Annotated in this window: 20 protein-coding genes and 1 pseudogene; 3 read left to right on the top strand and 18 right to left on the bottom strand. The window is 58.3% G+C overall.

Translation table 11 applies throughout. The annotated features are described in order from the left end of the window. Nucleotides 1-20: 20 nt before the first annotated feature. The 16 genes from RYB66_RS21005 to RYB66_RS20930 all read right to left on the bottom strand — a co-directional run bounded on the left by RYB66_RS21005 (nt 21) and on the right by RYB66_RS20930 (nt 17426). Nucleotides 21-2411, bottom strand: coding sequence for an efflux RND transporter permease subunit (locus RYB66_RS21005; protein WP_054996545.1), 2391 nt, complete (start codon nt 2409-2411; stop codon nt 21-23). A gap of 27 nt (nt 2412-2438) precedes the next feature. Continuing rightward, nucleotides 2439-3467 (bottom strand): YCF48-related protein, encoded by a 1029-nt coding sequence (locus tag RYB66_RS21000; RefSeq protein WP_316895344.1) that lies wholly within the window; start codon nt 3465-3467, stop codon nt 2439-2441. Nucleotides 3468-3699: 232 nt separating this feature from the next. Further along, entirely contained in the window at nt 3700-5055 is a 1356-nt protein-coding gene (locus tag RYB66_RS20995; RefSeq protein WP_004660798.1) for a DUF1329 domain-containing protein, read from the bottom strand. A gap of 505 nt (nt 5056-5560) precedes the next feature. Next, nucleotides 5561-6718, bottom strand: a complete 1158-nt coding sequence (locus tag RYB66_RS20990) for a glutathionylspermidine synthase family protein (RefSeq protein WP_117139677.1) — start codon at nt 6716-6718, stop codon at nt 5561-5563. Nucleotides 6719-6729: 11 nt separating this feature from the next. Further along, nucleotides 6730-7476, bottom strand: coding sequence for a DUF1190 domain-containing protein (locus RYB66_RS20985; protein WP_316895343.1), 747 nt, complete (start codon nt 7474-7476; stop codon nt 6730-6732). A gap of 27 nt (nt 7477-7503) precedes the next feature. Beyond that, nucleotides 7504-7929, bottom strand: a complete 426-nt coding sequence (locus RYB66_RS20980; RefSeq protein WP_004657435.1) for a DUF350 domain-containing protein — start codon at nt 7927-7929, stop codon at nt 7504-7506. A gap of 13 nt (nt 7930-7942) precedes the next feature. Next, entirely contained in the window at nt 7943-8608 is a 666-nt protein-coding gene (locus tag RYB66_RS20975; protein WP_005731335.1) for a DUF2491 family protein, read from the bottom strand. 80 nt (nt 8609-8688) lie between these two features. Next, a complete protein-coding gene (locus tag RYB66_RS20970; RefSeq protein WP_316895342.1) occupies nt 8689-9243 on the bottom strand; it encodes a rhomboid family intramembrane serine protease in 555 nt (184 codons plus the stop codon). Between the two features lie 30 nt (nt 9244-9273). Then, a complete protein-coding gene (locus RYB66_RS20965) occupies nt 9274-9981 on the bottom strand; it encodes a PspA/IM30 family protein (RefSeq protein ID WP_005744650.1) in 708 nt (235 codons plus the stop codon). A 26-nt stretch (nt 9982-10007) separates the two neighbouring features. Next, a complete protein-coding gene (locus RYB66_RS20960; RefSeq protein WP_005744651.1) occupies nt 10008-10661 on the bottom strand; it encodes a YjfI family protein in 654 nt (217 codons plus the stop codon). A gap of 236 nt (nt 10662-10897) precedes the next feature. Next, nucleotides 10898-13564 carry an aminopeptidase N gene (gene pepN, locus RYB66_RS20955; protein WP_005744652.1) on the bottom strand — a complete coding sequence of 889 codons (2667 nt, stop codon included), beginning with the start codon at nt 13562-13564 and terminating at the stop codon, nt 10898-10900. Between the two features lie 12 nt (nt 13565-13576). Further along, a complete protein-coding gene (locus RYB66_RS20950; RefSeq protein ID WP_004665926.1) occupies nt 13577-14410 on the bottom strand; it encodes a DUF2797 domain-containing protein in 834 nt (277 codons plus the stop codon). Further along, a complete protein-coding gene (locus RYB66_RS20945) occupies nt 14407-14667 on the bottom strand; it encodes a YeaC family protein (RefSeq protein WP_002554502.1) in 261 nt (86 codons plus the stop codon). The genes RYB66_RS20950 and RYB66_RS20945 overlap by 4 nt, the downstream gene beginning before the upstream one ends. A 28-nt stretch (nt 14668-14695) precedes the next feature. Further along, nucleotides 14696-15568 (bottom strand): rhomboid family intramembrane serine protease, encoded by an 873-nt coding sequence (locus tag RYB66_RS20940; RefSeq protein WP_005744653.1) that lies wholly within the window; start codon nt 15566-15568, stop codon nt 14696-14698. Further along, nucleotides 15565-16536 (bottom strand): metallophosphoesterase, encoded by a 972-nt coding sequence (locus RYB66_RS20935; protein WP_005744654.1) that lies wholly within the window; start codon nt 16534-16536, stop codon nt 15565-15567. Before RYB66_RS20935 ends, RYB66_RS20940 begins: the two co-directional genes overlap by 4 nt. Further along, nucleotides 16536-17426 (bottom strand): NAD(+) kinase, encoded by an 891-nt coding sequence (locus RYB66_RS20930; RefSeq protein ID WP_003409651.1) that lies wholly within the window; start codon nt 17424-17426, stop codon nt 16536-16538. Before RYB66_RS20930 ends, RYB66_RS20935 begins: the two co-directional genes overlap by 1 nt. 236 nt (nt 17427-17662) lie before the next feature. Between RYB66_RS20930 and RYB66_RS20925 the strand changes: the two are divergent. From RYB66_RS20925 to RYB66_RS20915, 3 genes and pseudogenes are all read left to right on the top strand, one after another. Continuing rightward, nucleotides 17663-18166, top strand: a pseudogene (locus tag RYB66_RS20925) (PAAR domain-containing protein); the annotation flags it as partial. A 79-nt stretch (nt 18167-18245) separates the two neighbouring features. Further along, entirely contained in the window at nt 18246-18677 is a 432-nt protein-coding gene (locus RYB66_RS20920; protein WP_005744658.1) for a hypothetical protein, read from the top strand. Nucleotides 18678-18758: 81 nt separating this feature from the next. Next, nucleotides 18759-19742, top strand: coding sequence for a DUF1853 family protein (locus RYB66_RS20915; protein WP_058409673.1), 984 nt, complete (start codon nt 18759-18761; stop codon nt 19740-19742). Here the strand turns inward: RYB66_RS20915 and RYB66_RS20910 are convergent. Beyond that, nucleotides 19708-20988: an arsenic transporter gene (locus tag RYB66_RS20910; RefSeq protein ID WP_004665931.1), complete on the bottom strand. Its 1281-nt coding sequence runs from the start codon at nt 20986-20988 to the stop codon at nt 19708-19710. The genes RYB66_RS20915 and RYB66_RS20910 overlap by 35 nt on opposite strands. Beyond that, complete coding sequence (locus RYB66_RS20905; RefSeq protein WP_005781768.1) at nt 20988-22196, bottom strand: MFS transporter; 1209 nt, start codon at nt 22194-22196, stop codon at nt 20988-20990. The genes RYB66_RS20910 and RYB66_RS20905 overlap by 1 nt, the downstream gene beginning before the upstream one ends. Between the last annotated feature and the right edge of the window lie 196 nt (nt 22197-22392).

Raw genomic sequence — 22392 nt, 5'->3', positions numbered from 1 at the left:
AGTTACAGGCCGCCACAGCCTTAATGTGAAAACAGCGAATTGCCCACTTTCCCCGCCATCTTCTCCGGTTTGATCAGAAACCGTGCCAGCGCGGGCAGCAGCCACAGTGCGCCGAACATGTTCCACAGCAGCATGAAGGTCAGCATCAGGCCCATGTCGGCCTGAAACTTGATCGCCGAGAAGATCCAGGTGCACACGCCGATAGCCAGGCACAGACCGGTGAACAGCACGGCCTTGCCGGTGGACTTCAGGGTTTCGTAATAGGCTTGCTGGAGCGGCAGACCGGCGCGCAGGAAGCTTTCCAGGCGGCTGTAGATGTAGATGCCGTAATCGACACCAATCCCCACTCCCAACGCCACAACCGGCAGGGTCGCGACCTTGACGCCGATGCCCATGAACGCCATCAGCGCGTTACCCAACACCGAGGTCAGCACCAGCGGCAGGACGATGCACAGGGTCGCGGCCCATGAGCGGAAAGTGATCATGCACATGGCTGCCACGCAGAGGTAGACCAGCACCAGAATGACCAGCTCGGACTGCTTGATGACCTCGTTGGTCGCGGCCTCGATCCCGGCATTGCCTGCGGCCAGCAGGAACTGCAGGTCCGGCGTGTCGTTCTCTTTGGCGAAGTCCTGGACGGCATGTACGGCACGGTCCAGGGTTTCGGCTTTATGGTCGTTGAGGAATACCAGCAGCGGGGCCAGGGAACAGTCGGTGTTGTACAAACCATCGGCGCGGGCGATGGAGTTGTTCAGCACGTCTTTGTTGCGCGACAGGCTTTCCCACTTCAGGTTGCCCTCGTTCATGCCCTTGATGACCTGCTTGGAAACGGTCACCAGCGAAATGGCTGACTGCACGCCTTGGGTGTTTTCCATCTTCCAGGCCAGTTCGTTGATCGCTGACATAGTCGAATACGCCGAGCAGCCCTCGGGGGCTGTCTTGACCATGACCACCAGCACATCGGAACTGGTCGAGTAGTGATTGATGATGAACGCGTTGTCCTTGTTATAGCGCGAGTCGGGGCGCAGCTCAGGGGCGCCCTGGTCCAGATCACCGATCTTCAGGTTCTGGCTGTACCAGAGCCCGCCACCGAAGGCCAGCAACGCCAACACAATCGACACCGGCGCGACTTTGGCACTGGCAAAGTTCGACAGCAGTCGCCAAAAAGGATGCTCGCAGACCGCATCCTGCTTGCTACGGCTCACCGCCCGTTTGCTGATACCCACGTAGGAAATGGCCACGGGCAACAGAATCAGGTTGGTGAACACGATCACCGCAACGCCTATGGACGCGCCGATGGCCAGTTCGCGGATCACGCCGATGTCGATGATCAGCAACGTGATGAACCCGACGGCATCAGCCAGAATGGCGATCATGCCCGGCAGAAACAGCTGACGAAACGTGCGACGCGCAGCAGTCAGAGCGTTTTCGGCCTCGCTGGATTGCAGGGCGATACCGTTGATTTTCTGCACGCCGTGAGAGATGCCGATAGCAAAAATCAGAAACGGCACCAGCATCGAATACGGGTCAATACCGAAGCCGACGACGTGCATCAGCCCCAGTTGCCAGATCACCGCAATGAGCGTGGTGCTCAGAACCGCTACGGTACTGCGGATACAACGGGTGAACCAGATCAGCAATACCAGAGTGATCAGAAACGCGATGCCAAAGAACATCACCACCATGAACAGACCGTCAATCAAGTCGCCGACTTTCTTGGCGAAACCGACGATATGAATCTTGATATGGGGGTTTTGTGCCTGGTATTTGTCGCGGATCTTCTCTTCAAGCTGATGAGAGAATTGCTGGTAGTCCAGCGCCAGCAAAGTGCCCTGGTCTGCCGGATCCGGGTAAGACTCCTGCAGCGGAACCTCAATAATGCTCGACCTGAAATCGTTGGCGACCAGTCGCCCGACCTGCCCGGACTTGAGCACGTTGTTGCGTAACTGATCCAGACTGGCGTCCGAGCCGTTGTAACTCTGCGGTATGACTTCGCCCCCTGCAAACCCCTCTTCCGTCACTTCGGTCCAGCGCACGCTGGGGCTCCAGAGCGATTTGAGACCCGAGCGGTCCACCCCGGGAATGTAAAACACCTCGTCACTGATCTGGCGCAGGGTCTCCATGTACTCTTTGGAGAAAATATCGCCATCCACCGCCTCGACAGAGATGCGCACGGTATTGCCCAGGTTCGCCAGATCGTTGCGGTGCTTCATCATGTTCTGAATGAACGGATGAGACAGGGGGATCATTTTTTCGAAACTGGTGGAAGGCCGAACCTGCGTGGCCTGCCAGAACAGAAAAATACTCGCCAGCAGACAAAGGATAATCACCGCAGGGCGATGATTGAAAATCAGGCGTTCAAGGAAGGTTGCCTTTTCGTCCGAGTGTTGCGTGTGTTGAACAGTGCTCATGCCGGAATGTCCCCGCCCTGAAAGGTCTTATTGTTGGGTCGTATCGGCGCCCGTCGGCGAGGTGACGCGCACGCCGCCTTGTCCTACCAGAATCAGATTGCCTTGAAGGTTGCCGGTGACCCCGGCCAGCGAGATGCGATCGGGCCGATTGAACACCTCGAACGTTTCGCCATCATCATTGCTGCGCATGACGCTACCGCCGTTACCGACCAGCACCAGCGAACCACCGGCCAGCAATGTGGCGCTGGCCAGACCGAACTCGACCGGGCCGCGTGCGCCCTTCAGTTCTATAGGCTGCCAGCTGTCACCAAAATCGCTGGAACGAAACAGATTGCCGCGCAAACCATAAGCCAGCAGCGTAGAAGGCTGAGCCGTGCCGATCACGCCGAATAGCGAGCCTTGATAGGGGCCTTCGAGTTTCTCCCAGGTCTGCCCCTGGTCACTTGAGCGAAACATGCTGCCCGCCTCGCCGACAATGAACAGGCCTGCGTCTTTGACCTGAGCAATGCTGTTCAGGTGATACTGGTCTTCGTTGTCCAGCCGCTCGCTGACATCTTCCCAATGCTGACCGCCATCAACGGTGCTCAACAGCGCACCGTAAGCGCCCACGGCAAAACCGGTGTCGAGGTCCTTGAACCAGACGTCCAGCAGTGGCGCCTCGCGCTTCAAGTCCTCGAACTGCTTGCTCCAGCTCTTGCCACCATCGTTACTGGCCAGTATCTGTGCGTCATGACCCACCGCCCAGCCATGCTGTTCATCCACGAAAAACACAGCCGTCAACAGCTGACGGGTCGGCACGCGAGCCTGGCTCCAGGTCTTGCCTTGATCATCGGAGAACAGAATATGCCCATGATCACCCACCACGACCAGCCGTGCGCCGGCATGGGCGACGTCCAGCAACAAACCGCGTGAGGCTCTGGCCGATTCGACAGCATAAACAGCCTTGTCTGCAGCAGCGGCTGATGTCGATGCAGAGACGGCAAAAGAACATGAAGTAAAAATCGCCAGGGGCAGGCCCGCGTATAACCGGATGCGTCGATGGAAAGGGGCACGCATGAACTTCTCCGCTCTTATTATTATCAGGTGGCTGCTATCGACTGCGGGTATCAACCGACTCGTATTGACCCGGACGTCCACAGCCGTCCGGCTTTACCTGTGTGGAAGACCGTTCATCCTAGGCAGCTTTGCAAATGCCTGACAATCGACATGTCGTTATCTTTTGTTAAGCGCACGAATGTGATTGATGGATCATCACGATGGTTAATCGCGCAACTTCCCCAAACGCCTGTCAGTGAATACCCCGGCGACGCAATGCGGCGGGTTTGAAGGCATTTACGCTGGGCACAGGCTGGGAGAAATCACTGGTGCCGGGCTCCTGATTGTCCAGGTTCTGTACGTGGTAACGGCGTGCCTGCAAGTCATGGAAAACGTCCAGTGCAGACCAGGTGGTCGGTAGCTCGTAATAGTTTTTCAGGTACGCCATGGAGACCCGCCACAATTGTCCTCTGCCGTCATATTGATCGACAACTGCGGCCTGCCAGCTGTCTTCATCCAGGTACAGCGTGCGCCGGGAGTAGACGTGCCGCGCGGTAGGTTTGAGCCTGCCCTCTACCACCCATACACGATGCAACTCATGGCGTGTATAAGCCGGGTTGAGGTGGCCGACCTGCAATAACTGTCGGTAGGTAATATCAGGGCTGGATATCCGGTAGTTGTTGTAAGGAATATAAATTTCGCGTTTGCCCAGCAACGTCCACTCGTAACGGTCCGGCGAACCATTGAACATGTCGGTATCATCTGCGGTACGCAACCCCTCGGAGGCCGGGATCGGCATATCGTAAGCCAGACTCGGCGCCCGTCTTACCCGACGTTGCGCAGCACTGTAAGCCCACGCTTGCCGAGGCTCCTGCACCTGATCAAGTGTTTCATGGACCAGCACGGCGGAACCGGCCATGCGGGTCGGGCACTGGATAAACGACAGGTAATAAAACAGCACATTATCCAGACTGGCAAAACTGCCCGCGGGGTCATAAAAGCGGAACAGCACTTTCTGACGCGAGGTGTTTAATTTGAAACTGCCGTCACGCTGTATGGCGACCTCCGAAGTCCCTCGCACCACGTAATGACCGCGATAGCGGGCAATATGATTCCACACAGCCTGAATACCCTTTTCCGGAACAGGAAATGGAATGCCGCCATAGGCATCGATAAAACCGTTACCGCCACCGATCAACCGGGCGTTTTGTGCATTATGCCGTGTATTATCGTACACCCATTGCGGTGCCGACCCGGAACGTCGGGTGGTGTATATCGGCATCTGATAACTATCAGGCCAGGTTTCGAACATCGCCACCTGCCCAGGTGTCAGGTAGCTGCGATAGTGCTGCATATTGGCGTGCGTAATAGTGAACAAGGGCTTGTCTGCGGCATACGGGTCGACATGCCGCGTACCTGAGCCCTTGTATCCAGGCGGAGGCCGAGTGATTCCGCCGCGCCATGGCGGGATGGTCCCTGCTGCGTTACCCGCCACCTCGCCTCCCAGCGGTGTCAGGCGGTTTCCGAGCAGCGTAGCGTCAGCTGCCAGACTGGTGTTGAGCGCGAGCAGCATCGCCAGCGCGAACCCCGGCAGTTGTTTCATGAGCATGTGGGCTCTCCTTGCGTGGCCTGTCCGGGACAAGTGTCCGAACTCAGGCCGATAGTATTTGCGATGTAAACGAGGTGTCGTGAGAGACGAATAAACTTACCGCCCGTTCATAAAGACTTATTAAACGGATGAACCCGTCAATGTAATTATTGATCCCGCGAACACTGTGGAGGTCAGGCAAGAGTCTGTAGGAAACTTCCTAAACTTACGATACTTTACAAGATGACCGACACAGCAGGCACCCAGAGTTGTCCGCAGTAATGCAACGCGAATGCCAATAAGCGTCAACATACAGATCAACATAGAGAGCCGGTACAGATCAGTTCATTAACGGACCTTCTGTATCGCCAGAATTAAAAACACGAGCACAGCCTGTGTGATTGTCAGACATAGCATCAAAATAGTAACCGCTTGATGCCGGTCATTGCGGACTCTATAAACGTTCGGTAACAGCGAGGGTGTTACGTGTATTGGACAAGTAACACTTATTGAGAATAAGCAGCGTTCAGTCGATGACCACGTGGGGCAGGAACCGGCTGGTGTCCTTGGTGATCAGACTGTCGTCTTCGCGAATGCCGATTCCGGAGGCAAGGTCGCCGATGACCCAGGAGCCGATCAGCGTGTAGCTGTCACCGAATCGCGGCAGCGGCGAGTACGCCTGCAAAATATAAGGCGCATCAGTGTAAGGCCCATCGACTGAAATCACCTGATCGCCAGGCGTGCGCATTTCAATGTTGGCACCTTCACGAGAAAAGTAGGGTTTGCGTACCCAGCCCTTGGGAACCGGTCTGCTCGGGTCCTGATCGACGCGCGAAGGCAGCAGGTTCGGATGGCCCTCATTGAACTGCCACAACAACGGCAGAATTCCCTTGTTGCTGAGAATCGACTTCCAGGCAGGTTCAACGAACTGAGTGCCACTGGCTGGAACGTGCTGGCCAAACTCCTCGTGAAAGATATGTTCCCAAGCGTGAAGTTTGAACAGCCGCTCGATCCAGCGTCCGTCCAGGTCGACAAAACGCCCCTCGGCACTGAGCCCGATGTCCTCGATATCGATATGCCGGGCATCAATGCCCACGTGCGCAGCCATGCGCCGCAGAAAGTCGGTAGTACCACGATCCTCGACAGAGCCGGACATCGCCGAAAAGTAGAACGGGCTCACCCCCGGAAACTCGGCAAACGCCCGAACAAGATCCTCGGCAATCGAATTGAACTGGCTGGCATGCGCGGGCAGAACACCGCGCGCCATCTGCTCGTCCAGCCAAAGCAACTGGAACGCACCTGCCTCCATCAGACTGGTGGGCGTATCAGCATTGATTTCGTACATCTTTGCCGGGCCCCTGCCGTCGTAGGCAAAGTCGAAGCGCCCGTAAAGGTGTGGATGCCCCTGTTTCCATGACGCGCGGATCACATCAAAGAACGCTTCCGGAATCGCCAGGCGGTGCAACAACTCTTCGCTGTCCACCACCCGCGCTACTGCGTCCAGACACATCTGGTGAAGTTCCTGGGTAGGCACTTCAAGGTCGCGGGTAATCTGCTGCTCGGTGAACAGATAATACCCGCGCTCATCCCAATAGCGCTCGCCGTCGATGGTGTGAAAGTTGAACCCTTCACGTTCCGCCGTTGCGCGCCAGTCCGGGCGTTCCTCGATACTGATCTTTTTCATGGCCCGGACCGTCAGCCTCCGAAACTGCTGCTGCCACCGCTGCTCTTGCCGCCCCAGCCACTGCGTGCCGAGGCCTGGCTGCCGAAGCCGCCGCGCGAGATAGTCGACGACACAGAGGACGAGCCGGAGCCCGAACTGCCCAGGTTGCGCCCCAGTGCGCTCTTGCCATAGCTGCGATCCGGACTGGATTGCGCCTGGGTCGAACGGCCAAAGGTTTTGCCGCGATCAATCTGACTTGGCAAGGACGAGCTGTAGTAACCGCCGCGGTCATCGCGCGTCTGGTAGATAGGTTGCGAGTAATAGCGATTGTTGCCGAAACCATTGCTGAGCAGATTACCGATCAGCAGACCGGCCATCAGCCCGGTGGTGCCGCTCATGCCTGCTGGAGCGGACTGGGCGACTTCCTGATTGGCCCGGTCCAGCGCCTCTTTGGGCACACGCCCGGAAAAACCCAGCTCAAAGCCGCCGAGTTTCGGCATGTACTTGCCATCCGAAGTGACCTGGCAATAATCCGGTACAAAGTCCGCGTCGCAAGACGCCTTGTCATCATAGGTCGGCGCTATGCGGCGATGGTCGGACAGCGCCTGCATGTAGGCATCCGAACAGACATTTACCGGCACTTTGGCATCAACGCACTCCTGCACCGAACTGAAGTTGGCCTGCGCGTTGAAAGTATCCTTGTCTTGCGACGGGCCACACCCGGCAAGGGCCAGCGGAAGCGTGCTGGCAAGTACCAGCTTTACTGAACTGCGTCTCATCGTGAGTCTCCTTGTTCAAGGCTGCCGTCAGACCGAAGGGGTCATGCAGGCTGCGTTGAGAAGACCGACGCTGATTGCGACGCTGGCCGAGTAAATGGCGGCAGCCATTTCGCCCTTGGCAATACGTGTCGACAGGCCCTTGAGCACCAGGCTGGTAACACCGAACGCCAGCAGTTGCACAACGGCTGCAATCACCACCCAGACGATCACATCCAGAATGCTGATGCTGTAACTGATGATGTTGCTGGCTGGCAGTGCGAAACCGATCAGCGAACCACCCAACGCCAACGCGGCAGCACTGTTGTTCTCGCGGATCAGCGCAAATTCCTTGTGCGGCGTGATCCTGCTGTAGATGAACTGGAACAGGGCGAACAGAATGGCCGCTACCAGAATGTACATGATGAAGCCGATCACGGCAGGGGCATTGAGCGACATACGCAGCGCGTCGATCATGAAGATTTCCTTGTCAAAGAACGTTGATATCAGTGGATTGCAGCGTTATGCCAACGGCCGTGGTGAGGGTAATGCTGCCCTCTTCGTCTTCCTCGACGGAAAACAGCAGAAACTCGCGGCGGTTGATCAGCCCCGTTTCGCGGGCGTACAGCATGCTCAGGTGTTTGACGCGATACGCAGCATCAGGGCTGACAATATCCTCATCCAGCGGCGTCAGCTCGGTCTGGCCGGGCGACGTGCCCCATTGCCGTTCGAATACCTCGCCATCGTGTTCGTAGGTGGGCAGGCCGATCTTCGACGAAGGACCGGTCAGGCGCAGCAACTCATCCTTGCTGGTGATCGGCTCGGCGCTGTAGTAACCGAACAGAATGATGTCCTGCACGTCTTCCGGATTGGGGCCGTTGCTGACCACCTGCAGGAAGTAGTCCTCGTTATCCAGGTAGAAGCGATGCAACGCCATCGATTGGCCCAGATCTACGCGCCCCACGGCCCAGACCTTTTCATCGCCTGGAACAACCACTTGCGAATGCCCGTCGAGCAACAGCTTCAACGAGCTGTCCAGACACAACATGCGACCGGACGCCAACCCTAACGGGCTGACCGTGCTGACGGATTGCACGCCATCACGACCTGATGCCTTGGGTGCTTCCAGCCCCATGGCACGTTTGAACCAACTCATAGTGCAGTTCCCTTGAAGTCGACTGGAGCCGGTATGGACATGTCTTTAACCGGAATAAACACACTGTTCAAAAGACTGGCTCACTTCTGCGCCAGCAATGGCTTGGAATGCATCAGCCACGCTACACAAATACCCGCCAGTGCGCCGGCAATATGTGATTCAAACGATATGCCAGCTACCGGGACAAAGCCGAAAACCAGTCCGCTGTAGCCCGCCAGTACCAACAGCGCGACCAGCACGCTGGCGATACTGCGCTGATACCATGCCCGCGCGAGCAGGTAAGCCCACAAACCAAAAATCAGACCGCTCGCACCGACATGGATATTGCTGCGACCGAAGCTCCAGACCAGCAACCCGCCCAGCAGACAGACCAGCCCGGCGACCCATGCATAACGCCTGACACCCTCAGTGGCGACCAGCCAGCTCAGCACAATGAACGGCAGCAGGTTGCTGAGCAAGTGCTGAATCGAACCGTGCAGAAAAGGCGCAAACACAATGCCGCGCAACCCGGTCGCATTGCGCGGAATGATACCGAAATGAATCAGGCCGTTGCCGGTGATCGAGTTCAGTACTTGCACCGCAATCATAACTGCTGCCAGGGCGAGGATGACCTTGAGTCGTTTGGAAAACTCCATTCACCACCCTCGCCTGCCCTGTGGCGTCGCTTACTGAGCCGGCGTCTGGTTTTTGGCTTTCAGACGTGCCAGCACATCTTGCGCACCGCCACTTTTGGCACCAATACCTGCATCCTGCAGACGACGCTCCAGATCGCTGCCGCTGGACTGGCTGGCCAGTTCTTCGGCCGCTTCGAGTTTGGCGTCCTGTTCATCCTGACGTTGCTTGAGACGCGCCAGCGAGCCTACTGCGGTTTCGACTGCGCCGCTGGCACCACCGGTTGCAGTGGCCGTTGCAACGCGAGCCTTTTGCACGGTTTCACGGGCCTTGGCCATCTCGACCTGCTGCTTGAGGCTCTTGATTCGCGATTCGGCCTTGCCCACCTGTTCTTGCAGCAGGCTGACCTGCTTGTTGAACTGATCGGCCAGTTCCTGCTCCTGATCACGCAGGGCCTCGATCTCGGCGATCTTGTTCGCGCACTCCACAGCCAGCGCTTCTTCACCCTTGTTCAGAGCCTGCATGGCGCGGCCTTCCCAGTTGGCGATGCTGGTGGCGTGTTCTTCAAGACGCTGTGCCGAGAGCTTGTGCTTGGCCTTGATGGTAATCAGCCCGTCGCGGGCCTTGACCAGCGCATTGTCGGCGTCACGAATTTCCTGATCCAGAATGCGGATGGCATTGGCATCGGCAATCGACTCGCCCACTTCGGAAGCGCCACCACGAACGGCGGTCACCAGTTTTTTCCAGATACTCGTAGTCATGAATAGTCTCCGCCTGACAGCGCTGTTCAGTAGATGAAATGATCTTCAAAAGCATCGGCCGCACGGATCACGTTGTCCGCGAGGGTAAGGATTTCCTGCACCACCACTGTGAGCGACGATGCTGCGCTCAACGCGCCAAACAGGCAGTAGACTTCCTGACCGTCACCCAGCTTTTCGATACCGACCGATGACAGCGGAAACAGATCGCGGCTGCGCAGGACGACATCGTTGAACGCCTGCACGTTCTTGATCTTGTTCACCTCGATCAAGGTCGCATCGGCGAGAATCTGCTCGCCTTCCACGGCGATGTAGATCGGCAGGTCGCCGTAGTCGGCCATGGTCAGCCTGATGCCCGAGGCATCGCCCTCGGTCACATCGAGCTCGATCTTGCCGTTCGTCACCAGTTCCAGTTCGCAAAGTGCCTTCTGCAGAGAGCTGATGGTCCAGTGGGTATTCTCGGTCATGAAATCCTCCAGTTTTATTCTGTCGCCCAAAAAGGGCTGTCTTAAGGCTTTTTCAATGCCACGCAGGGCATCGACGTTCTCGGGCCGGATCCAGAATTCCCGCTTGACCAGCCCCGCCTCTTTGAGTCGCAGACGCATTTCACGCATGTAATCGGTGGAGCTCTTCGAAGCCTTGGCCGGGACCGCTGCGTTATCGCCCTGGGTTTTACGAGGCATTGGCGCTTCCCCCTTGCTGCTGGCCGTGGATCAGGTGAGCAACGTATCAGATGTTTTTGAAGATAGATACGCATCACATGTGAGATTTTTATGGACGCCAAAATTCTCGTTTCCACGCCCCGCGTTGGCACAATAGTCAAAACACCGCACGGCGACGCACACTCCAAAAAAAAAGCGCTGTCCGCATCAGCGGACAGCGCCTTTCTCACAATTGCCTGTCAGGCACTGGGCAACCCTTATTCAGCCAGGCTTTTACTCACCACTTCATACACGTCCGCCGACAGTTTGCCGGAGGCGAGGATACGCTCCAGCTCGGCCTTCATCAGCGCCTGACGGGCGCTGTCGTATTTGCGCCAGCGGGTCAGTGGTGCCAATTGGCGGGAGGCGATCTGCGGGTTCAGGGCGTTCAGCTCGATCACAAGGTCCGCGAGGAAGCGATAGCCGGAGCCATCTGCCGCGTGGAAATTGATCAGGTTCTGCCCGGCAAATGCACCGATCAGGGCGCGGACCTTGTTCGGGTTCTTGATGCTGAATGCAGGATGCTTCATCAGTTCCTGCACGCGTTGCAGGCCGCCCGGCTGAGTGCTGGCCGCCTGTACGCTGAACCATTGATCCATGACCAGCGCGTTGCTCTTGAAGTTCTCGGCGAACACGGCGAGCGCTTTGTCGCGCTCGGCCGTAAACGGCGAATTGACCAGCACCGCCAGCGCAGTCAGGCGTTCGGTCATGTTGTCACTGGTATCGAACTGGTCGATGGTCGCCGCCAGTACTTCAGGTTTGCCGCTAAGCATCAGGTACGACAGCGCAATGTTCTGCAGCGCGCGACGGGCGAAATGCGTGGACTCGGCGACGTATGGCGTGGCCCTGGATACCTCGCGGTTGGCCTTGTAGCGCGTCAGCAGACTGTCAAACAGGCCGTCGGCCAGTTGCTGGCGAGCAAATTCGCGAGCGGCGTGAATGGCATCGACATCCGCCACCTCGCTGATCTCGGCGAGATAAGCCTCACCCGGCAACGAGAGCATTTCTGCGACCATCGCCTGGTCCAGACGCTCATCCGCCAGCACGGTGCCCAGCGCAGTGATCAAACGCTGGTCCATGACCAGTGCCTGACCTTGCTGGTGCTGACCGATCAGCTCCTGCAATACCTGAACCGACAGTTGCTGACCGGCATCCCAACGGTTGAAACCGTCGCTGTCGTGTTGCATCAGGAACATCAGTTGATCACGGTCATACGGAAAGCTCAGCTTGACCGGCGCAGAGAAACCGCGCAGCAGTGACGGCAGTGGCTTTTCGGCAACGTCAACGAAGGTGAAGGTCTGCTCGGACCCGGTAACCGAGAGCACTCGCGTGGTGCTGGAAGCTGCGGTTTCGTCCGCCAGACGCAGAGCAATTTCGCCGCCTTTGCTGTCCAGCAGCCCCAGTTCGACCGGAATCACAAACGGCTGTTTCTGATCGCCAGGCTGGCCTGGTGTGCTTGGGCAGCTCTGCCGGAAAGTCAGGCTGTAGGTTTTCGCAGCAGCGTCATACGACTCGCTGACCGCCAGACGCGGCGTACCCGCCTGGCTGTACCAGCGCTTGAACTGGCTCAGGTCGACGCCGTTGGCGTCTTCCATGGCCTTGATGAAGTCGTCACAGGTCACGGCCTGGCCGTCATGACGTTCAAAATACAGATCACTGCCCTTGCGGAAGCCTTCGGCGCCCAGCAGGGTGTGGAGCATGCCAACCACTTCCGAACCCTTTTCGTAAACGGTCAGGGTGTAGAAGTTGGAGATTTCGATGAAGCTGTCCGGACGCACGGCGTGGGCCATCGGGCCTGCGTCTTCGGCAAACTGGTGAGTTCGCAGGTAAGCAACGTCCTGAATACGCTTGACCGTGGCCGAGTTCATGTCCGCCGAGAAACCGGCGTCGCGGTACACCGTGAAGCCTTCCTTGAGCGACAGCTGGAACCAGTCACGGCAGGTCACGCGGTTACCCGACCAGTTGTGGAAGTATTCGTGGGCAACGATCGCTTCGACCCGCTGATGCGCGGCATCGGTCGCAGTCTCGGCACGTGCCAGCACGGCACTGGAGTTGAAGATGTTGAGGCCCTTGTTCTCCATCGCGCCCATGTTGAAGTCGTTGACCGCGACAATCATGAAGATGTCCAGGTCATACTCACGACCGTAGGTTTCTTCATCCCAGCGCATGGATTTCTTCAGGCTGGTCATGGCGTGCTGGCACTTGTCGACGTTTTCTGGCTCGACATAGATGCGCAGGGTCACTTCCCGCTGGCTCATGGTGGTAAAGGTGTCTTCGATGCACCACAGATCACCGGCCACCAGCGCGAACAGGTAAGCCGGCTTCATGAACGGGTCTTCCCACGTCGCCCAGTGCCGTCCGCCCTCTTCTTCACCACTGGCAATCGGATTGCCGTTGGAGAGCAGAATAGGGAAATTCTGCTTGTCGGCGCTGAGCGTGGTAGTGAACTTGCTCATCACGTCGGGGCGGTCGAGGTAGTAGGTAATCTTGCGAAAGCCTTCGGCCTCGCACTGGGTGCAGAACATGCCGCTGGATTTGTACAGGCCTTCCAGCGCGGTATTGGTTTCAGGATGAATGCGCACGGTGCTGTCGACCGTGAAACTTTCGGCTTGCGGATGCAGCGTCAGGTGATCTTCTGTCAGTTGATAATCCGCAGCGCTCAGCTCCACATCACTCAGCTTGACCGAGACCAGTTCCAGATGCTGACCGTCCAGCACCAGCGGCGGCAGGCCTGCGCCGCGCTCGGGGTTGCGGCGCATGACCAGTTGGGCATGGACCAGCGATTGGTCGTCGAACAGTTCGAAGGTCAGGTTCGTCTCATCGATGAGGTACTCGGGAGCCTGGTAGTCCTTCAGGTAAATCATTTTCGGTTGTTCGGTGCGCATGCTGGAATCCTTCTACTGATGCACGGCCAGCTGATAGGCCGTGTACTTGCGAATATTGATCACGCCGGTATCGAAAATCAGGTATTGGCCCTTGATCCCCAGCAGCGTGCCTTCGGCAATCGGGTTCTTGTCCAGATTGAAGCTGACAATCTTGGTCGGATACGCCTCGACCGGGTAACGAAACTCGACAGGCTCGGCGTCATGTAGCAATTGGATGGCTTGCAGACCGAATCGTTCTTGCAATCCCAGCAGGCCCGCGCCGCAACTGTCGAACAATTCCTGGCGAATGGCCTTGAGATCGACCGGCTGGGCATCACCTTTGAGCAGCGCACGCCAGTTGGTACGGTCGGCCACCTGACTGCGCAGCAGGTCTTCGACAAAGCCTGACTGCTGACGGGTGGCCACACGCAGAATCGGCAACGCCTGACTTGCGCCCTGATCCAGCCAGCGGGTCGGCAACTGCGTGGACCGGGTAATACCGACCTTCACGCCTGACGAATTGGCCAGGTAGACGATGTGATCGGTCATGCAGAACTGTTCGCCCCATGCCGGATCGCGACAGGTGCCCTGATCGTGATGGCATTTTTCCGGGCTCATGATGCACATGTCGCATTGCGCCAGCTTGAGCATGCACGGGTAGCAGTAGCCCTGGCTGTAGCTGGACTTGGTCTTGCGCCCGCAATGACTGCAATGAATGGCACCAAGAAACTCCAGGCGCAGCGTCTTGCCGATCAGCGGGTTGACCGCAATCTCGGTCTCGCCCAGGCGAAAAGCGTATTGCACACATGACGCATCATCCTGACGCGCCGACATTTTGTTGACTGCTCCGCGACCAATTTCGATCAATGAATAGCATCCGATTTGAACAGGATATTGGGCACTGGCGCTGATTTGGAGGCGCATTCCTGCGGCCCCATGTAGCCCGTGCGCTGGTCTTCCGGCAGGTTCTGCACTTCCCAGGCGATCAGCGCCTGCAACGACAGCTCACGCTGTTCCTGAGTAAGCTTGCGGCCATCGGACCATTTGCCGATTTCCACGGCCAGCTTCAGGCTTTCGTAGATATCCGGGGTGATGTTTTCGATCATTTCTATAAAAGACGACATGGCGCACTCCAGAAAATAGCGGGTAATTTTACGACTTGCGGCGCGCAATCGCACCGCCGACCAGGCCGGTAGCACAACCGATGATCAGACCGCCGACATGCGCGCCGTTGGCGATCTCGCCGAAACCGAGCATGCTCACCAGGCCGGACAGGCATAGCGCCAGCCAGATGAGCATCATGATCAATACCCCACGCGGCAGGCGATAGACCGGGTTGGGCGCCAGTATCTGGAAAATCCAGCAATGCCCGAGCAGGCCATACAGCACGCCGGACAGTCCGCCAAACAGGCTTGGGCCGCTGAACAGGTACTGCACGTAATTTGAAACAGCTGAAAACAGCAGCGTGAGCAGCAATAAAGACAGGCTGCCCTGACGAATTTCGATACGTCGGCCCAGTTCCCAGAACCACATGCCGTTCATGGCCAGGTGCAGGATGCCGAAGTGAATCAGCATCGGTGAGACGATCCGCCACCATTGCCCGGCGGCCAGGCTGTCGGACAACGGCAGAAACGTCGCGTACTCGCCACTGATCCGGAAATCCTGAAAGGTCAGCCAGCGGATGGCTTCAAGGTTGTCGCCCAGCAACGTCATGCCCGCCACCAGCAGGGTGACCAGCAATACCAGGGCCGTTACCGGGCTGTTGCGTAGCTGCTCGATCAGGCCTGGCGACTTGTACGTCACGTTTGGGGCGTCTTGCGCCAGTTGAAAATGCTCGTCCCCTTCAGGAAAGCGCGTGTACAAGTCGCGCACCTCATCGGCCAGTTGCGGCGCATCCGGCACCCAAAGTACCTGCTCGCCAGCCTCTTCGCTGACCCTGTGGGGAATCCGCAAGCGCTGCAACAGGCTGACAAACCCGCTCAGGTTGGTGGTCAACGGCAACCGCAGGACTGCAACAGCACTCATTCTGAAACCTCGGGACGCTGCACGTCGACCCAGACGAATTTGTCCGGGTCGATCTGTGTTTCCTGGTCCAGCCGATAGGCGACCAGCTTGCCGTAGAGCACGGCGCTGTAATCCAGACAGGCCAGGTTCGGCCGGATGGGCGCAGGGACGCCGCTGCGCCAGTAATGACCGACAAACAGCAGCGGCTCATTGATACCGTAACGCAGCAATGCGTTTTTTTCCGACGTGGACAGCGGGGTCTTGGCTACGCCTTCAGGCAGCGCGTCGGGCTGAAATACCACGTCGCCATAGGTCTGCGGGTCATCTTCCCAGAACTTGGTACGAAAGAACTCGCGGGTCAGCCCGTCGCCGCCGGTCAGGGTAAGACCGTGCGGCAAACGCATGTCGGTGCCGCGCAGCAGACGGTTGAACACATTGCTGGCGAAGCTGCCGGGCACTGCCGAGGCCTGGACAAAATGCTTGTCGATACAGCCGGTGCCATGCAGGCCGCGCAACGGATCGATCAGAGTCGCATCCCAGCAGGCATGCACCACCCTGAAGCGACCGGCGTCCATGTACAGCGGCAGCTCATAGAACCAGTTGACGAACTCGCTCCATTCATCCAGGTAGCGCTCGAACTGCGCCAGGGTTTCGCCGATCAGCCGGGCATGGCGCGGGGTGTGCTCACGCACGAACTCATGACCGCTTTCCGGCAAGGCTGGCGTCATCCAGCCCAGCGCGTTGAACTCATGGTTGCCCATGATGCACAGGGCATGACCGGCCTGAACCATATCGCGGACGATATGCAGCGACTCGCGAATACGCGGGCCACGGTCAATGATGTCGCCGAGGAAAATCGCAATACGCTCAGGGTGACGCCAGACGCCAGCCTGCAGACGGTAGCCGAGAAGCTCCAGCAAGTGCTCCAAGGTATGGGCGCACCCGTGCACGTCACCGATCAGATCGTAGCCACGCGCCGGATCGAGCATTAATCGCCCCCGCCGCCGAGCTTGCTGCCCCAGCCGAGCTTGGTGCGGCAGACTTCGTAATAATTGTGATCCAGCGGGTGAATCAGACGCAGCTTCTGCGGTTTCTTGCTGACCGTGATGGTGTCACCCGGTGCGCAGGTAAAGTGATTCTGGCCATCGCAGGACACTTGCGGATAAATGGTCATGTCCTTGGACACCACGATTTTCAGCTCGCTGTTGCCGTCGACCACGATGGGCCGCCCGGACAAGGTGTGCGGGTACATCGGCACGATAACGATGGCGTCGAGCTTGGGATGCATGATCGGCCCGCCCGCCGACAGCGCGTAGGCTGTCGATCCGGTCGGCGTGGCGACGATCAGGCCATCGGCCTTCTGACTGCACACAAACTGACCATCTATATAGATCTCGAACTCGATCATGCGCGTGGACTTGCCGGGGTGCAGCACAACGTCGTTGAGCGCATCGCCCTGACCGATGGCCTCACCGTGGCGGCGCACTTCGGCCTGAAGCAGGAAGCGGTTTTCGACCAGATAGTGCCCGTCGAGCACTTCAGCGCATTTGACCTCCAGTTCGTCAGGACGAATGTCGGTCAAAAAGCCCAGGCTGCCGCGGTTGATACCCAGTACCGGAACATTGTGCCTGGCCAGTGCCCGTGCAGCGCCTAACAGGCTGCCATCGCCACCGACCACGATGACCATGTCACAGACTTCACCGAGCATCTTGCGCGACGAGGTTTGCAGGCCATGACCGGGCAGGACTTCGGCAATCGTCTCTTCAAGAATGACGTGCAGGTGGCGGTCCAGCAGGAATCTCTTGAGTCGGCGAACGGTCTCGAGCACCTGAACACTGCCCAGGCGACCGATGATGCCGATATTGCGAAATTGCTCCATGAGGCTCCTGCTGCGGTTTCGAGACGACTTAAAACAGCGATTATGGGCGAAACGGCCCGGTAGCAGCAAACCGGCACGTAAAGATCAAGCGAAACGCCTCATCACGAAGCGCTTCAATCAGCAGATTGGCTCTGAACGAATGAGCGAATTCCCGCAAAAAAACCGGATTTTCCTTACATACCCCACACAAGGTATTCATTAGCTTCGTCCGTTTTCAATACACCTAAGGACGACACATGATTCCCTCAGGCCGCCAGGGCGACATGCACCTCTGCCCGTTGCCGGGCCACGGTTGCACCCCGATTGTCACAGCCTCCTCCGACACCCTGATCAACGGCATATCCGCCGCCAGAGTAGGCGATATGTGCGGCTGCGGCGCGGTGATCGTTACCGGCTTTCCCTCGATCCTCATCAACGGTCGCCCGATGGCCCACCTGGGCAGCCCGACCAGCCACGGCGGAACGATCATTTCCGGCAGCCCCGATGTGGGTGGCGGCTCCGACTTCGGCGATGCCGCTGGCCCAGCCATCGATTTCTCCAGGCTCGGCATCCTTCGCAAGGACGGCACACTGGACGAACCGAAGCTGAATCAGCTTGTGAACGATCCGGGATTACAGGAGAACGCCAAAGCGGCTGAAGCACTATTCCCACCTGCAACGTCCAACACGGCCATAGCGCCAGCCTGCAACCACCCGGATCAAATGGAAGAACTGACCCGCTACATCGCTGACGAGATGAACCACAGATACCCAAGAGCAGTTGGGGTAAAGGAGTAAGAGTGCACTCATGCTTCAACGCGACTGAAAGCGAGGGCACTGCATGAACCGAAAAATCCTGATACACGCCATTGCCCGCTGGCCGAAGTTAACGGCGACCTTTCTCATCCTCGCACTATGGGATTTCGCTACGCCCTACGTAAGCGTCTATTACTCAGACAAGGCAGACGGAGAGCTTAGCTACACATGGATTACCGATCATCGCATAAGCAGAGGTGGCATAGAGCCTGGAGGAGCAACTGGGGACAGCGGCCACATATTTCAAAAAAAGAAATTCTTCATGTATTTCTTCTGGCACAACTCAACATTCAGCGGCTGCGTGAACATAGATCCACAATGGCCAGAGACTACAATCTTCATAGATGCCAACGGCCGCATCGACCTGAACGCCAAAGGGGCAACCGACGTCAAGCGATTCTCGCCTTGTCCCGGTGAAGACGCTGATTTTCTCGGGCTGGCCAGGCCCGTTGGATAGCACCGCATCTTTTCGCCTTCACAATCAGCTCACCTGCACATCAGCACCCTGCTGCACCTCAACTCACGCTATCCTCGGCAAATGACTCTATTCCCAAGCCTGATCGACCTCCCCCGCCAACTACGGCACTCCGAAGTGCGCGACCTTGCCTGGGTGATCCTCGCGCCGCCCATGCTTGAAGTGGCGCCGTGGCCACAGCGTCATCCGCTGGCGGGCAGTGACTGGGTACAGCACCCGCAGCGATTGGCAGACTTTCTCTGGCAACTCGACCGTGACAGTCGCCCGCTGGAAGACTGGCTGGCGCTGGCAACCACACGCCGGCTGGGCCGCTATTACGAGCGGCTCTGGCAGTTCGCGGTGCAGCACGCGCCGGGGGTAGAGATCATTGCCGCCAACCTGCCGATCCGGCTCGGCAGCCAGACGCTGGGCGAACTGGACATGCTGCTGCGTGATCGTGAAGGCGTGCATCACGTCGAACTGGCAATCAAGCTCTACCTAGGGCCGCAGGACGGAGACGGCCGCGACCCGGCCAGCTGGCTGGGGCCTGGCTGCCAGGATCGGCTGGACCGCAAGCTTGCCCACCTGAGCCAGCATCAGTTGCCGATGTCTGCACGTCCGGAAAGCCGCGCCGCCCTGGCAGCGCTGGGTGTCGAGGCCTTCAGCGCGCAGTTGTGGCTGGGCGGTTATCTGCTGTATCCGTGGCCAGGCTCATGCGAATCGCCCGCTGGTGTTCACCCGCAGCATCTCAAGGGCCGCTGGTTGCATCAACGTGACTGGAAACCGTTTGTGGCGCAGAGCAGCCCCGGACGCTGGCAGCCCCTGCCGCGTCATGCCTGGCTGGCACCAGCGCTTTACCACGATGCGTGGAGCGATCAGCAACTGCGCGACTGGCTGGCCGAACTCGACCCGCTGGCTCCGGCGCAATTGCTGGTGCGCCTGAAAGAGAATACCGAGGGCAACTGGGAAGAAGCCGAGCGCTTGTTTCTGGTGTCGGACATGTGGCCGAATCTGGCCGACACCAGCCACCTGCTCAACTCAATCGAAGTGCCAGCGCAGCCAGTGTAATCAGCAACACCGGCACGGTCAGTACGATGCCGACCTTGAAGTAGTAGCCCCAACTGATGGTGATTCCCTTGCGCTCCAGCACATGCAGCCAGAGCAGCGTCGCCAGACTGCCGATCGGGGTAATTTTTGGCCCCAGGTCGCTGCCGATCACGTTGGCGTAGATCATCGCTTCCTGAATGGCCCCGCTGGCATGGCTTGCATCAATGGACAGCAGCCCGATGAGCACGGTGGGCATGTTGTTCATGATCGAAGACAGAAACGCCGTCATGACGCCGGTGCCCATCGCTGCGCCCCAGATGCCATAGCCGGCAAACCAGTCCAGCAGACTGGCCAGATAACCGGTGAGTCCGGCGTTGCGCAGACCATAAACCACCAGGTACATACCCAGCGAAAACACCACGATGTGCCACGGTGCTTCTTTCATCACCTTGCGCGTCTTGATCGTATGCCCTTTGGCGGCAATGGCGAGCAGCAGCAACGCGCAGACCGACGAAATCGCACTGATCGGGATGCCCAGCGGCTCAAGAGCGAAACAGCCCACCAACAAAATCAGTAGTACGGCCCAACCGGCCAGAAACGTAGCGCGGTCATGGATAGCCGTTTCGGGCTTGTCCAGATGTTCGGGCTCGAACTCGCTGGGAATATCCCGACGGAAATACCACATCAGCACGGCCAGAGTGGCGGCGACACTGGCCAGGTTCACCGGCACCATGACGGCTGCGTAACGGTTGAAACCGATCTTGAAGTAATCCGCCGAAACGATGTTCACCAGGTTCGATACCACCAACGGCAGGCTGGCCGTATCGGCAATGAAGCCGGCCGCCATGACGAATGCCAGGGTCGACGCAGCGGAGAAGCGCAACGCCAGCATCATGGCAATGACGATAGGCGTGAGAATCAGCACGGCACCGTCGTTGGCGAACAAGGCTGATACCAGCGCACCGAACAGCACGAACAGGGCGAACAGACGACGTCCCTTACCCTTGCCCCAGCGCGCCACATGCAGCGCGGCCCAGGCAAAGAAACCCGCCTCATCCAGTAACAGCGTGATAATGATCAGCGAAATGAACGTCGCCGTGGCATTCCAGATGATGCCCCACACCACAGCGATGTCGCTGAGGTGCACAACCCCTGTCAGCAACGCCAGAACCGCCCCGAGTACCGCACTCCAGCCTACGCTCAGGCCTTTGGGCTGCCAGATGACCAGCGTAATGGTGAACAGGAAGATCAGCGTTGCTATCAGCATTATTTGGTCCGGGGTAGAAGAATGGCGAGGAAGCCAAGCAGCGGCAGGTATGAGCACAACGTGTAGACGAACAGAATGCCGTGGCTGTCAGCCAGATAGCCGAGCAAGGCTGCGCCAATGCCGCCGAAGCCGAACATCAGGCCAAAGAAAAGCCCGGCAATCATGCCCACGTTGCCAGGTACAAGCTCCTGGGCGTAGACGACGATGGCGGAAAAAGCCGACGCCAGTACAAAGCCAATGATCACGCTGAGCACGCTGGTCCAGAACAGGTCTGCATAAGGCAGGGCCAGGGTGAAGGGTGCAGCGCCAAGGATCGAAAACCAGATCACAGCCTTGCGGCCAATGCGGTCGCCGATCGGACCGCCGAAAAAGGTCCCGGCCGCCACTGCGCCCAGAAACAGGAACAAGTGCAACTGCGAGCTGGCGACTGAAAGGTCAAACTTCTCGATCAGGTAGAAGGTGAAATAGCTGGTCAGGCTGGTCATGTAGAAGAACTTGGAAAACACCAGAAATGCCAGCACTGCCAGTGAGGCAATCACGCGTTTCCTGGACAGGCCATGAGTGGCCGCCTGGCCTGCCTTGAGCTTGAACAGGTTGAGGTGCGCGCGATACCAGCGGCTTATCGCATACAGCAAACCCAGCGAGAACAATGCGAACAGGCCGATCCAGGCCACGTTGCCCTGGCCGAACGGGATGATGATCGCCGCCGCCAGCAATGGCCCGAACGCGGAGCCGGTGTTGCCGCCCACCTGAAAGGTCGACTGCGCAAGCCCATAACGACCACCGGAAGCCAGTCTCGCGATACGCGAGGCTTCCGGGTGGAATGTCGACGAACCGATGCCGATCAAGGCGGCAGCCAGCAGAATCAATGGAAAACTGCCCACCATCGACATCATCACAATGCCGACCAGCGTACAGATCGACCCTACAGGCAGTACCAGGGGGTTAGGATGGCGGTCAGTGTAATAACCGACCCAGGGCTGCAGCAGCGATGCTGTGATCTGAAACGTCAGGGTAATGAGGCCGATCTGGGTGAAGCTCAAGTCGTAGCTGGCCTTGAGCATCGGGTAGATCGACGGAAGAATGGCCTGAATCAGGTCGTTGATCAGGTGAGCAAGGGCAACGGCACCAATAATGCGCATCACCAGCGGGCTGGCTTGAGGGGGGGTCGAGGCCTTCGCCGTCACAGGCTGAGCGCTGGTCGCCATGGGTATTCATCCGTAAAAAGGTTTTCAGGTTCCCCGGACGGATGATTACAAGATGTGTCACGCGTACCAAGGCGCGCCAATGTGCCATTTTTCAGGGCAACTGTGCCATGTTTTGTTGCGTTTTTGCTGACGGGTCGAGAACTGCTCCGCGCTGCACAGCGGCTCTGTGATGTCAGGTGGATTGAGGTTCGGCTCA

This window comes from Pseudomonas syringae group sp. 243L2, from assembly GCF_032587875.1.
In the GTDB taxonomy this organism is placed as follows: Bacteria; Pseudomonadota; Gammaproteobacteria; order Pseudomonadales; family Pseudomonadaceae; genus Aquipseudomonas; species Aquipseudomonas amygdali.
The sequence above is the reverse complement of the archived record's forward strand: the minus strand, read 5'-3'. Positions and strand labels throughout refer to the sequence as shown.